At 67.8% G+C, this 14219-nt stretch carries 11 protein-coding genes; 9 read left to right on the top strand and 2 right to left on the bottom strand.

The genetic code is table 11. The features are described from left to right. Positions 1 to 44: 44 nt before the first annotated feature. Both FFS20_RS06290 and FFS20_RS06285 read right to left on the bottom strand, forming a co-directional pair. Positions 45 to 254 (bottom strand): hypothetical protein, encoded by a 210-nt coding sequence (locus FFS20_RS06290; protein WP_137825066.1) that lies wholly within the window; start codon positions 252 to 254, stop codon positions 45 to 47. Then, a complete protein-coding gene (locus FFS20_RS06285; RefSeq protein WP_137825065.1) occupies positions 254 to 943 on the bottom strand; it encodes a DUF1707 domain-containing protein in 690 nt (229 codons plus the stop codon). The genes FFS20_RS06290 and FFS20_RS06285 overlap by 1 nt, the downstream gene beginning before the upstream one ends. Positions 944 to 1054: 111 nt before the next feature. On the opposite strand from FFS20_RS06285, the gene FFS20_RS06280 reads away from it, so the two are divergent. The 9 genes from FFS20_RS06280 to FFS20_RS06240 form a co-directional block, all read left to right on the top strand. Further along, on the top strand, positions 1055 to 4702 hold the full coding sequence (locus FFS20_RS06280; RefSeq protein ID WP_137825064.1) for a DNA polymerase III subunit gamma and tau: 3648 nt from the start codon (positions 1055 to 1057) through the stop codon (positions 4700 to 4702). A 5-nt stretch (positions 4703 to 4707) separates the two neighbouring features. Continuing rightward, the gene (recR, locus tag FFS20_RS06275; protein ID WP_137825126.1) at positions 4708 to 5304 is read left to right on the top strand and encodes a recombination mediator RecR; all 597 of its coding nucleotides are present in this window, start codon (positions 4708 to 4710) and stop codon (positions 5302 to 5304) included. 403 nt (positions 5305 to 5707) lie between these two features. Further along, on the top strand, positions 5708 to 7027 hold the full coding sequence (locus FFS20_RS06270) for an aspartate kinase (protein WP_137825063.1): 1320 nt from the start codon (positions 5708 to 5710) through the stop codon (positions 7025 to 7027). Beyond that, positions 7024 to 8076, top strand: a complete 1053-nt coding sequence (locus FFS20_RS06265; RefSeq protein ID WP_137825062.1) for an aspartate-semialdehyde dehydrogenase — start codon at positions 7024 to 7026, stop codon at positions 8074 to 8076. Before FFS20_RS06270 ends, FFS20_RS06265 begins: the two co-directional genes overlap by 4 nt. A 144-nt stretch (positions 8077 to 8220) precedes the next feature. Beyond that, on the top strand, positions 8221 to 9282 hold the full coding sequence (locus FFS20_RS06260) for a zinc ABC transporter substrate-binding protein (protein WP_137825061.1): 1062 nt from the start codon (positions 8221 to 8223) through the stop codon (positions 9280 to 9282). Next, complete coding sequence (locus FFS20_RS06255; RefSeq protein ID WP_249356705.1) at positions 9282 to 10247, top strand: ABC transporter ATP-binding protein; 966 nt, start codon at positions 9282 to 9284, stop codon at positions 10245 to 10247. Before FFS20_RS06260 ends, FFS20_RS06255 begins: the two co-directional genes overlap by 1 nt. After that, complete coding sequence (locus FFS20_RS06250; RefSeq protein ID WP_137825060.1) at positions 10244 to 11158, top strand: metal ABC transporter permease; 915 nt, start codon at positions 10244 to 10246, stop codon at positions 11156 to 11158. Before FFS20_RS06255 ends, FFS20_RS06250 begins: the two co-directional genes overlap by 4 nt. 10 nt (positions 11159 to 11168) lie before the next feature. Then, positions 11169 to 12071, top strand: coding sequence for a metallophosphoesterase (locus FFS20_RS06245; protein ID WP_137825059.1), 903 nt, complete (start codon positions 11169 to 11171; stop codon positions 12069 to 12071). 55 nt (positions 12072 to 12126) lie between these two features. After that, a partial coding sequence (locus FFS20_RS06240; RefSeq protein WP_249356704.1) for a transglycosylase domain-containing protein occupies positions 12127 to 14219 on the top strand: 2093 nt, incomplete at its 3' end.

The raw sequence follows: 14219 nt of genomic DNA, 5'->3' as shown, positions 1-14219 counted from the left end.
CATCCCCGGTCAGATGGGGTGTTCGGGCAAATGTCCTTGCCGTGTCAGCGACTCCTCGGGCCCGGGTGCTGGGGACCTGGGTGCTGGGGGCCCGTTCCGGGGCGCTGCTCGCCGTCGTGACCGTCCTTGGGCAGGCGGGAGCCGATGTGCATGCCCGGCTTCGTCATCACCCGGTGGACGAGGAAGAAGCCCACGCTGAAGACGATGACGATGGCGATCGTGAGGAAGATGATGGCGCCGAGTCCCGGAGGCATCACTTGGCCAATCGCCGGCGGTCGAAGAAGTTCGCGTACCGGGCGCGGAAGCTGCCCATCCCGATCGACCCGCCGACGACGACGGTCGGGGCCCGTCCGGTGGGCACCGCGTCGACGAGAGTCTTGACCGAACCCCACGACTTCGAGAGGTCCTCGACGTTGACGGCCCAGTCCTCGGGCACGACGACGATGAGCGAGCCCATCCCGGCGACGACCTCGATGTCGATCGCCTCCAGTGTCGTGTCGGCTTCGAGGAAGTTGAGTTCGATGTTCGACATCGACGGTTCGGCTCGGATGTAGGGCGGGACCTGCCAGCGGCCGCGGCGGTGCTCGGACTCCCACGTCGCCTTGACGACGAGCGGATCGGACGGGTCCCAGCCGCGGGTCTGCTGATGCGGCGAGGTCCGGCGGGCCGGTGCGGAGGGCAGGGTCCGGCGGGCCACCTCGGTGCGGGGGCGATAGCGCTCCGAGGGCAACTGGGTCGTGAGGTCGGAGAGGACCTCATCGAGGTCGATGGGGAACTTCGCGCGCTGGACGAGTTCCATCCTCTCGTCGAGCTCATCGACGGTGATCCGACCGTCCCCGGCGGCTTCGCGGAGCATCTCGATCGCCTCGTCGCGCTCCTTGTGCCCGATCCGGAAGGTGCGGGCGGGATCGGAGTCCTCGGGCGGGGAGACGGCGTCGGTCATACGCACTATCGTGCCCGACATGGGGCCAGGGTCACAACGGGGACCGGGGCGGGTGACCGGTCGACGATGACGGCCGTGTCCTGTGTCAGGGGGTGGCATTAGGCTTGTCCTGTGTCCACCGCACTGTACAGACGTTACCGCCCAGAGACCTTCGACGAGGTCATCGGTCAGGAGCATGTGACCGAGCCGCTCAAGGCCGCGATCGAACGCGGTCGCATCAATCATGCCTACCTGTTCTCGGGGCCGCGCGGCTGCGGAAAGACCACCTCGGCGCGGATCCTCGCGCGCTGTCTCAACTGTGAGAAGGGGCCGACCCCGACTCCGTGCGGTGAGTGCCCGAGCTGCCGCGACCTCGCCAACGGCGGACCCGGGTCGCTCGATGTCGTCGAGATCGACGCAGCCAGCCACAACGGCGTCGATGATGCCCGTGACCTGCGCGAACGCGCGATCTACGCGCCGGCCCGCGACCGGTACAAGGTGTTCATCCTCGACGAGGCGCACATGGTGACCTCACAGGGCTTCAACGCTCTGCTCAAGATCGTCGAGGAGCCGCCGCCGCACATCAAGTTCATCTTCGCGACGACCGAACCCGAGAAGGTCATCGGGACCATCCGGTCGCGCACCCACCACTACCCGTTCCGGCTCGTGCCGCCCGAAGCGCTGGGGAACTATCTCGAAGAGCTCTGCGCGCGGGAGAACGTCCAGGTGGACAAGGGCGTGCTGCCGCTCGTCGTGCGTGCCGGCGGTGGGTCGGTGCGTGACACCCTGTCCGTGCTCGACCAGCTCATCGCGGGGTCGGGGCCCAACGGCGTCGACTATGCGACGGCGGTGGCGCTGCTCGGCTACACGCCGGACTCCCTGCTCAGCGACATCGTCGACGCGTTCTCCGCCGGTGACGGTGCGGGCGTCTACCGGGCGATCGAGCGCGTCATCGAATCGGGGCAGGATCCGCGGCGGTTCGTCGAGGATCTGCTTGAGCGGATGCGCGATCTCATCGTCATCCATGCCGCTCCTGAGGCCGCGCATGCGTTCCTGCCCGAGGTGCCCCCGGACCGTCTTGAGCGCCTCACTCTGCAGGCGCGCGGGTTCGGCCAGGCCGAGCTCTCCCGTGCCGCGGACATCCTCAACCAGGGGCTGACGGAGATGTCGGGGGCGACCTCGCCGCGGCTCCAGCTCGAACTCATCTGCGCTCGTATCCTTCTTCCCGCCACCACCCGCAGCCGCGACGCTGTGCTCAGCCGCGTCGAGCGGATGGAGCGCCGGATCGGCATGTCCGCCTCCGGGTCGGGTGGGGCGGTGCCGCAAGCTGTTCCGCAGATCCCCGCCGAGGCGGTCGGTCCGGGTGCCGGGGCTGCCGGTCAGGGTGCTGGTGCACCGGTCGGCGGTGGCCAGAGCGGTCCTGGTGGTCAGGGCGGTGCGCCGGTCGATGGCGGCCGGGGTGGTGCACCGGCCGGCGCCGGTGGTGGCGGGTCGGCGCAGGGCGCTGGATCGGTCACGGATTCCGCCCCTGACGATTTCGACGAGCTCACTGCGATCGCTGCGGCGGCCGAATCGATGCTCAATGACGCCCCGGCGGGGGACTACGCTCCTCGCGGTGGGTCCGGTCCTGCACCGGGGTCGGTCCCTGCCGGGAACTCTGGTCCTACCGGGAACTCGGTTCCTGCCGGGAATTCTGGTCCTGCCGGAAACTCGGCTCCTGAACGCTTCGCGTCCGAGAGTCCTGCTCCGGGAGCGGAAGAGGCTCGCAACTCGAGCGGTGCCGGGGCGGACAGCCGGGCGGATGCGGATCATCGCGTTTCACCGCGTCCCGGGCCGAATGAGCCGTCTGAGCACGGGCGGTCCGAGTATGGGCCTGCCGAACATGGGCCGACCGGGCATGGGCCGACCGAGCGCGGGCCTGCCGACGCGCGGCCTACTGACGTTCGGCCCACGGATTCGCGACCTGTCGACTCGCGATCTGCGGACCCGCGACAGGGACAACCGCAGCAGTCGGCTGGACAGCGACCGCAGGACTCGCAGCCGATGCATGCACACCCGGGTCCGCAGGGTCCCGGCCACGGTCAGCGCTCTGATTCGTCGGAGTCCACTCGACAGGGCGACGCCGGCGAGCAACGTTCGTCCGATCCTCGGCCCACGTCGCCGTCTGCCGATCGTCCGTCGCACCCTGATGCCCAGTGTCCCGACCCGGCCGCTGACGAGAGCTCAGCGACTTCGGCACCGGCGGCATCAGGTGCCGGAGCCGGCGGCATCGGCGGAGAGATCGAAGCGATCCGTCGTGCGTGGCCGAGCATCCTCGCAGCGGTGGAGAAGCGCAGCCGCCTGACGCGCGCGATCATCGCCGCGAATGCGATCCCGCAGTCGTTCGCCGACGGCGTCGTCTACCTCGGCTTCAACAACGCTGGCTCGGTTCAGGGGTTCCAGCAGCGCGATCACGCGGCGAAGCTCGCCATGGCGATCAACGATGTCCTCGGCATCGAGGCGCGCATCGACATCGGCGACGTCGGACGCATCGGCGGCAACCAGGGTGGCAGCTCGGGCGGACATGACCCGTCCGGACCGGGCCAGAATCCGACCGGCGGCAATCGCGGGCCGAGCGCTGACTTCCGGCGGCCGAGCCCGCAGGAGGTCGCCGCCGTCGTCGGCACCCGTGAGGTCGACAAACCCCAGGTCGACCACGAGAAGTTCTGGGAGACCGGCGACTCGCCGCAGGGCCCCTGGTCCTCCGACGACGAGGAGGGGGAATCACCGGCCCAACCGGGTGCCTCGGAGAACTCTGCCGAGGCAGAGGACGCCGCCGATTCGGCCCCCGCGGCACCCTCCGCTGACGGGTCGACCGGAAGCGTCGACTCCGTGTCCGATCAGTCTGATTCCGCTCCGACTGACCCTGACGCCGGTGCCGCTCCCGTCGACACCGACATTGCCCCGGCCGACTCCGACATCGTCGTCCCAGACCTGTCCGATGAGGACTTCTTCGGACCGTCCTCGACGGGAACCGGTACCGGCGCCCCGGACGGCGGCGACTCAGCTGTCGGAGAAGCAGCGTCGTCAGAGGTCGAGACGAACGCCGCGACGGATTCGCGAGCCGATGAGAGCAGCACCGCGGGTTGGACTCACTCTGCCGTGTCCGGACAAGGGACCGGACAAGGGATCGGTGCCTCGACGTCTGCCGACGACGAGTCGGGCGACGAACCGATGGAGTACGTCCAACCGCGCTGGGAAGAACCCGTCTGGCACGATGCTCCGCAGCAGTCGGGTCCAGCAGCGGCGGACGTCGACTCGACGAGTGCCGGCAGCGGTGCCGTCGACGTCGGGGCTGTCGTCGTGCCTCCTCCCGAGGACGACGACCTCGACTACCTCGGCGCGTACGCCGATCCCGATGTCGACTTCAGCGGTCAGGGCAGCGCGGGCCAATCGGCACCGAGTTCGATTCCCGAGCCGGCCCCGACAGGAGCGACTGGAACGTCTGCTGCGGCGAAGCCCTTCAAATCCCGCTTCGCCGCGATCGCCGAACGCCATGGCATGGACACCGGCGGTGCGGTCGCGCAGAATTCGCGCGGCGATGGCGGCGCGCCCACCAGCGGGTCGCCAGGCGGCTTCGCTCCGCAACGCGACACCGCCCCGGAACCCCCGTCCTCCAGGTCGATGGAGGACGAGTATGATCCGGAGACGGACCTCGACATCTCCGACGCCCCGCAGGTCGGGGTCTCGGTGATCGCCAAGGTCCTCGGCGGAGAGATCATCGATGAGAGAGACGTATGAGCGCAGTGTATGAAGGTGCCCTCCAGGACCTCGTCGAGGAATTCGGCAAGCTCCCGGGCATCGGGCCCAAGTCGGCCCAGCGGCTGGCGTTCCACATCCTCCAAGCCGACTCCGGCGATGTGAACGCGCTCGCTCAGGCGCTGAGCGCGGTGAAGAAGCGTGTGCGCTTCTGTGAGATCTGCGGCAACGTCTCCGAGGAGGCCGAGTGCACGGTCTGCCAGGATCCGCGCCGCGACCGCACGATGATCTGCGTCGTCGAAGAGCCCAAGGACGTCGTCGCCATCGAGCGCACGCGCGAGTACCGTGGCCTCTACCACGTCCTCGGTGGAGCGATCGATCCGATGGCGGGCATCGGACCCGACAACCTGCGGATCAAGGAGCTCATGCCCCGCCTTCAGGACAGTGAGGTCGACGAAGTCGTCATCGCCACCGACCCGAACCTCGAGGGCGAGGCGACGGCCACCTACCTTGTGCGTCTGCTCGGCACCCTCGGCGTCACCGTCACCCGCTTGGCTTCCGGCCTTCCCGTCGGCGGCGACCTCGAGTACGCCGACGAGGTCACCCTCGGCCGCGCCTTCTCCGGCCGCCGCGAGATCGACTGAGCAGATCCCGCCGCGGCGACGTCCGCGAGACCGCGCTCGACTGCCAGCCCGGCGATCTCTTCACCGTCACCTCGGCGGGGGACTGACCCACCGGATCGATGCCTCGATCAAGCCGGCGAGCACTTGTCGGCCGGAGGAACACCCCAGAAGTGCGTTCGCGCTTGATCGAGAGCGTCGGGCACCCGTCTCCAGAAGCCACCGACTCCGCGGAATCGGTCACCCCGAAAGTTGAGACGACTGTCTGTATGACGGGCACCCCCGCTGTCGGTGGGACCCACCTCCTACAATGGTGGGGACGCCGGTTCGCCGACGCCGCCTGCACGTACGAGCATCATCGCGGGCATCGGCACCGCGACAGCAACGACCGGCGCAGTCCGCATACGCGAACAGGAAGAGACTTTCAGTGAGCATTGTCGTCCAGAAGTTTGGCGGGTCCTCCGTTGCCGACGCCGAGTCGGTCAAGCGGGTGGCCCAACGCATCGTCGAATACCGACAAGCCGGCCACGAGGTGGTCGTCGTGGTGTCGGCGATGGGGGACAGCACGGACGACCTCATCGACCTCGCCCAGCAGGTCTCTCCGCTGCCGCCGGCCCGCGAGCTCGACATGCTGCTCACCGCCGGTGAGCGGATCTCCATGGCCGTGCTCGCGATGGCGATCGCGAACCTCGGCTTCGAGGCGCAGTCGTTCACCGGATCGCAGGCCGGAGTCATCACCGATGAGCAGTTCGGCAAGGCGCGGATCATCGACGTCACGCCCGGCCGCATCCGCTCCGCCCTCGACGACGGCAACATCGCCATTGTCGCGGGCTTCCAAGGAGTGAGCCAGACGGCGAAGAACATCACGACACTCGGTCGCGGCGGCTCGGACACGACCGCCGTCGCACTCGCAGCCGCGCTCGGCGCCGATGTCTGCGAGATCTACACCGACGTCGACGGCGTCTTCACCGCCGACCCGCGCATCGTCTCGACAGCGCGCAAGATCGACGAGATCGGGTTCGAGGAGATGATGGAGATGGCCGCCTCGGGCGCCAAGGTCCTCATGCTCCGCTGCGTCGAATACGCTCGCCGCTACGACGTGCCCGTCCACGTCCGCTCGTCGTTCTCCCGCAAACAGGGCACCTGGGTCACCGACTCGCCCGTCCCCGAAGCATTTCTGCCGGCACGCAGTGCGAAGGCAGCGGAATCAGAAACGGAGTCCACCATGGAACAGGCAATCATCTCCGGTGTCGCCCACGATCGCTCGGAGGCCAAGGTCACGATCGTCGGTGTGCCCGACATCCCCGGCAAGGCGGCGGAGATCTTCAAGACGATCGCCGGCCAGGAGATCGACATCGACATGATCGTCCAGAACATCTCCACCCGGGAGCCCGGCAAGACCGACATCTCCTTCACCCTGCCGAAGACGGACGGGTCGAAGGCGATCGAGGCCCTCGATGCCGCCAAGGCGAAGATCGGCTTCGACCAGGTCCGCTACGACGACCAGATCGGCAAGCTCTCCGTCGTCGGCGCCGGCATGCGCTCCCACCCGGGCGTGACCGCGACGCTCTTCGAGGCGCTCAGCGACGCCCAGGTCAACATCGACATGATCTCCACCTCGGAGATCCGCATCAGCGTCGTCACCAGGGCCGACCTGCTCGACGACGCCGTCCGTGCCGCCCACGCGGCGTACGGACTCGACAGTGACGAAGACGAAGCAGTGGTCTACGGAGGGACAGGACGATGAGCGTTTCAATCGGAGTGGTCGGGGCAACCGGCCAGGTGGGCGGGGTCATGCTCGACCTCCTCGCCGATGATCCCGGGTTCGAGATCGACACCCTGCGCCTCTTCGCCTCGGCGCGTTCGGCCGGCAAGGTCGTCGAATTCCAGGGCCGTGAGATCGTCGTCGAGGACGCCGCCGAGGCGGACCCGACCGGTCTTGACATCGCCCTGTTCTCCGCCGGCGGAGCGACCTCCCGGGCCCAGGCCGAGCGCTTCGCCGCGGCCGGGGTCATCGTCGTCGACAACTCCTCGGCGTGGCGGTCGGACCCCGAGGTTCCCCTCGTCGTCAGCGAGGTCAACCCCGGCGCCCTCGATACCGTGCCCAAGGGGATCATCGCGAACCCCAACTGCACGACGATGGCCGCGATGCCCGTGCTCAAGGCCCTCGACACCGAGGCGGGGCTCAAGCGCCTCATCGTCGCGACCTACCAGGCGGTGTCCGGTTCGGGTCTCAGCGGTGTCGAGGAGCTCGCCGGTCAGCTCGAAGCCGGCGTCGCCGATGCCCGCAAGCTCACCCGCGACGGCAGTGCCGTCGACCTTCCCGCGCCGAACAACTACGTCGAGCCCATCGCCTTCAACGTCCTGCCGCTGGCGGGCAGCATCGTCGACGACGGTGAGCTCGAGACCGACGAGGAGAAGAAGCTGCGCAACGAGAGCCGGAAGATCCTCGACCTTCCCGACCTCCTCGTCGCCGGCACGTGCGTGCGCGTTCCCGTGTTCACCGGGCACAGCCTGAGCATCCACGCGGAGTTCGACGGGGACATCACCCCCGAACGCGCGACGGAGATCCTCAGCAGCGCCCCCGGTGTCGTCCTCGACGAGGTGCCCACCCCGCTCAAGGCGGCCGGGAACGACCCGAGCTACGTCGGGCGCATCCGCGCCGACCAGTCCGCGCCCGCGGGCAAAGGGCTCGTGCTCTTCGTCTCCAACGACAACCTGCGCAAGGGCGCGGCGCTCAACACCGTGCAGATCGCGGCGCTCCTCGCCGAGAAGCTCGCGTCCCAGGCGGCCTGAGCGCAGAGCGCCCGGCGGGCGCTGGCGGCAACCTGAGCTGACGCATAAACAGGTTGCTATATATAAATATTTATATTAGTGGCGGGCCCTTCGGCTGAGTAGTGTGAGCGACAGCAACGCTCATCTGCAACCGAAAGGCCCGCCATGCGCTTGTCCCGTCTTCCCCTCCGCAGCGGGGCGATCCTGCTCTCCACCGGGCTGCTGCTCGCCGGGTGCGGCGGCGGATCAGCCACGGGATCGAGCGAACTCTCGATCGTCACCTCGACGAACGTCTACGCCGACATCGTCTCCCAAGTCGCCGGCGATGCGGCGACCGTGACCGCGATCATCGACGACCCCAACCAGGATCCGCATTCCTATGAGGCGACGACCAGGGATCGGCTCAGACTCTCCAAGGCCGACCTCGTCGTCATCAACGGCGGCGGCTACGACAGCTTCATGACGACGATGCTCGAGGCCTCCGACGCGACACCGGAGATCATCGACGTCGTCGCGATCTCCGGTCTGCCCGGCTCCGAGGACGTCGGCAGCGCACCCCACTCGCACGGTGACGGTGAGGATGGATCTGCGGGCGGCGAGCACGCCGGGCACACCGAAGCAGAGGGTCATGATGCCGACGGCCACAGCCACGAAGGCGACCCCGAGGCCGGCCACGAGGGCCACGACCACGGCGAGTTCAATGAGCATCTCTGGTACTCGGTGCCGACGATGGTCAGGCTCGTCGACGATGTCGCCGTCCACCTCGGTGAGGCCCTGCCGGAGAGCAAGGACGACATCGCCGCGAACGCGGAGTCCTACAAGGAGCAGCTCGGCGGTCTCGAGACGACGATCGACGCGGTCAGGACCGCTCACGGGGGCGAGAAGGTCGCGACGACCGAACCCGTCCCGCTGTGGCTCTTCGACGACATGGGACTGGTCAACATCACGAGTCCGGAGTTCCTCGCCGCCGTCGAGGAGGGCAACGATGTGCCGCCGCTCGTGCTCAAAGACGCCGAGGCGCAGATCTCCTCGCGGGAAGCGGTCCTCCTCGGCTACAACACGCAGGCAGCGGGGCCGCAGGCCGAACAGCTCAAGGCCACAGCCGAAGCGTCGGACGTCCCCGTCGTCGACCTCGCCGAGACGATGCCCGCAGGCGTTCAGTACACCGATTGGATCGGGGAGAGCATCGACGGGATCTCCCAGGCACTCGAAGGACACGATCACTGATGAACCCTGAGACGAACACGGCTGCCCTGCCGCAGAGCATCTTCACCGCACCGGGCGCGCCTCCGGCCGGCGGGGACGGTGCGGAGGTCAAGCAGGCACCGGTCATCGAACTCCACGATGCCGAGCTGCGCTTCGGCGACCGGGTGCTCTGGCACGACCTCAACCTCGAGGTCGCGCCGGGAGAGTTCCTCGCCGTCCTCGGCCCCAACGGGACGGGGAAGACGACGCTGCTCAAGGTCCTCCTCGGCGAACATCAGCTCCACCACGGCAGCGCGGAGATCGACGGGCGGCCGATCCACGCGGGCAACCCGGCGATCGGCTACATCCCGCAGCAGCGGGGGATCGACCCGCACACCCCGATGCGCGGCCGCGACATCGTGCGGATGGGCATCGACGGCTACCGCTGGGGGCCGGGGTGGCCATCGAGGAAGCGGCGGAAGCACGTCGACGAACTCCTCGCCGCCGTCGGCGCGACCGCCTACGCCGACGCCCCGGCGGGCACGCTGTCCGGGGGAGAGCTGCAGCGGCTGCGCGTCGCACAGGCGCTGGCGAGCAATCCCTCGGTGCTTCTGTGCGACGAACCCCTGCTCTCCCTCGACATGCACCATCAGCAGGTCGTCGCCGGTCTCATCAACGAACAGCGTGAGACGCGCAATGCCGCCGTCCTCTTCGTCACCCATGAGATCAACCCGATCCTGTCGTACGTCGACCGGGTCCTCTACATCGTCGGCGGGCATTTCCTCATCGGCACCCCCGCCGAGGTGATGACCACCGAATCGCTCACCCGGCTCTACGGCTCACCCGTCGAGGTCGTCCGCGTCGGCGGACGCCTCATCGTCGTCGGCGGCGAAGACGAGTGCATCGACCACCACGTCCACCCCGGCCACCATGCCGGTGGCGAGACCGTGGACACGGGTGCTGCGGCGCACACGGGTGCCGGCGCGAGCCGAGGAGCGCACCGATGACCGTCACCGAGATCGTCGGCAGCCTGTTCTCCTTCGAGGACTACGGCGAACTCGTCGCCCTCCTCGCCAATTCGCTCATCGCCGCCGGCCTCCTCGGCGTCGTCGGCGGCCTCATCAGCGTCTTCGTCATGGCCCGTGACATCCCCTTCGCCGTCCACGGGATCTCCGAGCTCTCCTTCGCCGGCGCTGCGTTCGCCCTCCTCGTCGGCTTCGACGTCGTCACCGGGTCGATCGTCGGGTCGATCCTCGCGGCGCTCATCATCGGCGTCGGCGGGGCCAGAGCCTCGGAGAAGAACGCGATCATCGGTGTGCTCATGCCCTTCGGACTCGGCCTGGCGATCCTCTTCCTCGCCCTCTACGACGGCCGCTCGGCGAGCAAGTTCGGGCTGCTCACCGGGCAGATCGTCGCGATCACCCCGGGCCAGATCACCACGCTCGTCGTCTGTGCGCTCATCGTCCTCGCCGTCCTCGCATTCGTCTGGCGCCCGCTCCTCTTCGCCAGCCTCGACCCCGAGGTCGCGCGGGCGAAGGGGGTGCCCGTCTCCGTGCTCACGATCGTCTTCATGCTCACCCTCGGGCTCGCCGTGGCCCTGAGCGTCCAGATCGTCGGGGTCCTCCTCGTCCTCGCCCTCCTCATCACCCCGGCCGCCGCGGCCACCCAGGTCTCGGCGTCGCCGGTGTGGGTCCCGGTGCTCAGTGTGATCTTCGCGGTCACCGCCTCGGTGGGCGGCATCCTCATCGCCCTCGGCTCACCCGTGGTCCCGATCAGCCCGTTCGTCACGACGATCTCCTTCCTCATCTACCTCGTCTGCCGGGTCATCGGCCACCGGCGCCTCACGTCGCTGCACCGCCGGCGGGTCGCCCGGGCGGGACGGGGTCAGCCGTCGGCTGAGCCCGCGGCGAGCGCCTAGACTGGGGCGAATGAAGAAACGCGCACTTGTCGCCGGCGCCCTCGCCGTCCCCGCGGCCGCCGGCATCTGGGGAGCGGGCATCGAACCCCACCTCTTCACCGTCCGCCGCCACACCCTGCCGCTCCTGCCGGCCGGTGCCGAGCCGATCCGCATCCTCCACGTCGCCGACCTCCACCTCACCTCGTGGCAGAGGCATCGGGCCGCGTGGGTGGCGGGTCTGACGAGACTCGAGCCCGACCTCGTCGTCAACACCGGAGACAACCTCTCCGCCGACATCGTGCCGACCGTCCTCGACGTCTTCGACGGCCTGCTCGACGTGCCCGGCGTCTTCGTCCTCGGATCCAACGACTTCTTCTCCCCGCAGGCGAAGAATCCCGCGAAGTACCTGCGCTCGCCCTCGGAGGTCAAGCACCGCACCGAGCCCGACCTCGACGTCAGGTCCTTGGTCCGCGGGTTCGAGGACCACGGGTGGGTGTTCCTCGACAACGCCGAGGCGGTCCTGGAGATCCGGGGGACCCGCATCGGCTTCGCGGGGCTCGGCGATGCCCACATCGATCGTGACCGGATCCGCATCGACGCCGACGGCGAACTGGTCTTCCCCCGCTTCGATCCGGCCGCAGAGCTGACGATCGGCGTCACGCACGCCCCCTATTCCCGAACCTTGGAAGCGTTCGCCTCGGCGGGAGCCGACCTCATCATGGCCGGACACACCCACGGCGGCCAGATCCGGGTCCCGTTCTGGGGCGCGCCGGTGACGAACTGCGACCTCGATCGGACACGGGCGCGCGGAGTGTTCCCATATCGTGATGCAACCGTCGAGATCTCCGCCGGTCTCGGGTTCTCACCGTTCTCACCGGTGCGTTTCGCCTCACCACCGGAAGTCGCACTGCTCACCCTGGTGCCCCGACCCTAGGGTTTTCACCGTTCTTTGAGTGAGCGCTCATCTGCGGTTGGTTAAACTTGGTTTCATGGTGTCTCCTGAGTCAAATGCTGAACCGACCAAGATGGCGGCCTTCCTCCAGTTCGTCGCGGTGAGCGCGGTGGCTGGAATCGTAGCCGCCGGTCTTGCCATTCCCGGAGTCGGTGTCGCCACCGCCAGCGCGAACAGCGCGGTCGAGATCTTCAACGCCCTTCCCGCGACCCTCGAGGAGCGCGACCTCGGCGAGAAGTCGACGATGCTCGCCGCCGACGGCTCGAAGATCGCCGACTTCTACTGGCAGAACCGCGTCGAGGTGCCTCTCGACGAGATCTCGCAGCCGATGCAGGACGCGACGATCTCCGTGGAGGACTACCGGTTCTTCGACCACGGCGGCATCGATCTCGAGGGCATCGCCCGCGCGGCCGTGCACAACATGGTCTCCTCGACGACGCAGGGCGGTTCGACGCTGACTCAGCAGTACGTGAAGAACGTGCTGGCGGAGAACGCCAACGCGGAGTCGAACGAGGAAGGCGTCGCAGCCGCGAAGGAGTCGGAGGGCACCGCCGGCTACGCACGCAAGCTCCGTGAGGCCAAACTCGCCGTGGCGGTCGAGAACAAGTACAGCAAAGAGGAGATCCTCAACCGCTACCTCAACATCAACAACTACTCGGGTTCGCCCAACGTCTACGGCGTCCAGGCCGCGGCCTACCGGTACTGGGGCATCGACGCGAAGGACCTCAACATCCAGCAGTCGGCGATGCTCGCCGGCATCGTCCAGAACCCGTCGGCGTTCAACCCGCAGCGGTTCCCCGACGCTGTGCTCGAACGGCGCAACGTCGTGCTCGGACAGATGCTCAAGTACGGTCACATCACGCAGGCGGAGTACGACGAAGCGGTCAAGACCGGCCTCGACCTCAACCTCCAGGAGACCCCGAACGGCTGTGTCGCTGCTGAGAACAACGCGGAGTTCTTCTGTGACTACGTCACCAATGTCATCAAGAACGACGAGTCCTTCGGCGAGACTGTCGAGGACCGTCTGGCGCTCCTCCAGCGCGGCGGTCTGACGATCACGACGAGCCTCAACCCCGACATCCAGAAGATCGCGGACAAAGAGGTCAAGAAGCGCGTCCCCGTCGGTGACCCCTCGGGTGCCGGCCATGCACTGGTGACGGTCGAACCCGGCACCGGCGAGGTCATCGCCATGGCCGAGAACCGTGAGTACACGGTCGGGGAAGTGGAGGAGAAGGACAAGAACACCAAGACGAGCATCAACTACACCGTCGACAAGAAGCACAACGGCGGTGGTGGGTTCCAAGTCGGATCGACGTGGAAGCCGTTCGTGCTCGCGACCTGGCTGAAGTCGGGCAAGAGCCTCAACGCGACGGTGAATGCGACGAAGCGCAACTTCCCGGCGAGCTCGTGGAAGTACAGCGGCTGTCCGGCGATGGGCGGCGACTGGGATCCGAACAACGCCGGTGACGGCGGCGGCAACGGCTCGATGACCGTGCTCGAGGCGACCAAGAAGTCCGTCAACACCGGATACGCCGCCATCGGCAACCAGCTCAACATGTGCGAGATCATGAACACCGCGATGGATCTCGGCATCCGCTACGGCAGCGGCGCACCGCTCGATCAGGCAGACGACTCCGGATTCATCCAGGCGCTCTCGCCCTCGTCGATCCTCGGTACGACCGAGACGACGCCGATTGCGATGGCGGCCGCGTTCGCGACGTTTGCCAACGACGGAGAGTTCTGCGGCCCGAAGCCGATCCTCGAGATCAAGGACCGCAACGGCAAGAACATGGACGTCCCCGGAGAGGGCTGCAAACAGGTGCTCGACAAGGACGTCGCCCGCGGCGTCGCCTATGCACTGTCGCAGACATTCAACGGCGGTACGACGAGCAGCCTCGGCATCGGGGTTCCCGCCGGCGCGAAGACCGGTACGACGAACTTCGAGGTCGGCCACACCTGGCTGCTCGGCTTCACGAAGACCCTGTCGACGGCCGTGTGGACCGGTGACCCCAGCGGCACCCGCGACTGGCGCAAGAACAGCAAGGGCAAGGTCCGCGGCCAGATCTACGGTGCGACGATCTCCGGTAAGACCTGGCAGTCGTACATGAGCAAAGCCGTGAAGTACACGAA

Source organism: Brevibacterium sp. 2SA (assembly GCF_005502845.1).
GTDB lineage: Bacteria > Actinomycetota > Actinomycetes > Actinomycetales > Brevibacteriaceae > Brevibacterium.
Note: the sequence above shows the minus strand (reverse complement) of the source record. Positions and strands in the feature narration are given on the sequence as shown.

Excerpts from the sequence above, each read along its gene's own strand:
- FFS20_RS06290 (WP_137825066.1), bottom strand. The coding sequence starts at position 254 with ATGCCTCCGGGACTCGGCGCCATCATCTTCCTCACGATCGCCATCGTC.
- FFS20_RS06285 (WP_137825065.1), bottom strand. The coding sequence starts at position 943 with ATGACCGACGCCGTCTCCCCGCCCGAGGACTCCGATCCCGCCCGCACC.
- FFS20_RS06265 (WP_137825062.1), top strand. The coding sequence starts at position 7,024 with ATGAGCGTTTCAATCGGAGTGGTCGGGGCAACCGGCCAGGTGGGCGGG.
- FFS20_RS06260 (WP_137825061.1), top strand. The coding sequence starts at position 8,221 with ATGCGCTTGTCCCGTCTTCCCCTCCGCAGCGGGGCGATCCTGCTCTCC.
- FFS20_RS06255 (WP_249356705.1), top strand. The coding sequence starts at position 9,282 with ATGAACCCTGAGACGAACACGGCTGCCCTGCCGCAGAGCATCTTCACC.
- FFS20_RS06250 (WP_137825060.1), top strand. The coding sequence starts at position 10,244 with ATGACCGTCACCGAGATCGTCGGCAGCCTGTTCTCCTTCGAGGACTAC.
- FFS20_RS06245 (WP_137825059.1), top strand. The coding sequence starts at position 11,169 with ATGAAGAAACGCGCACTTGTCGCCGGCGCCCTCGCCGTCCCCGCGGCC.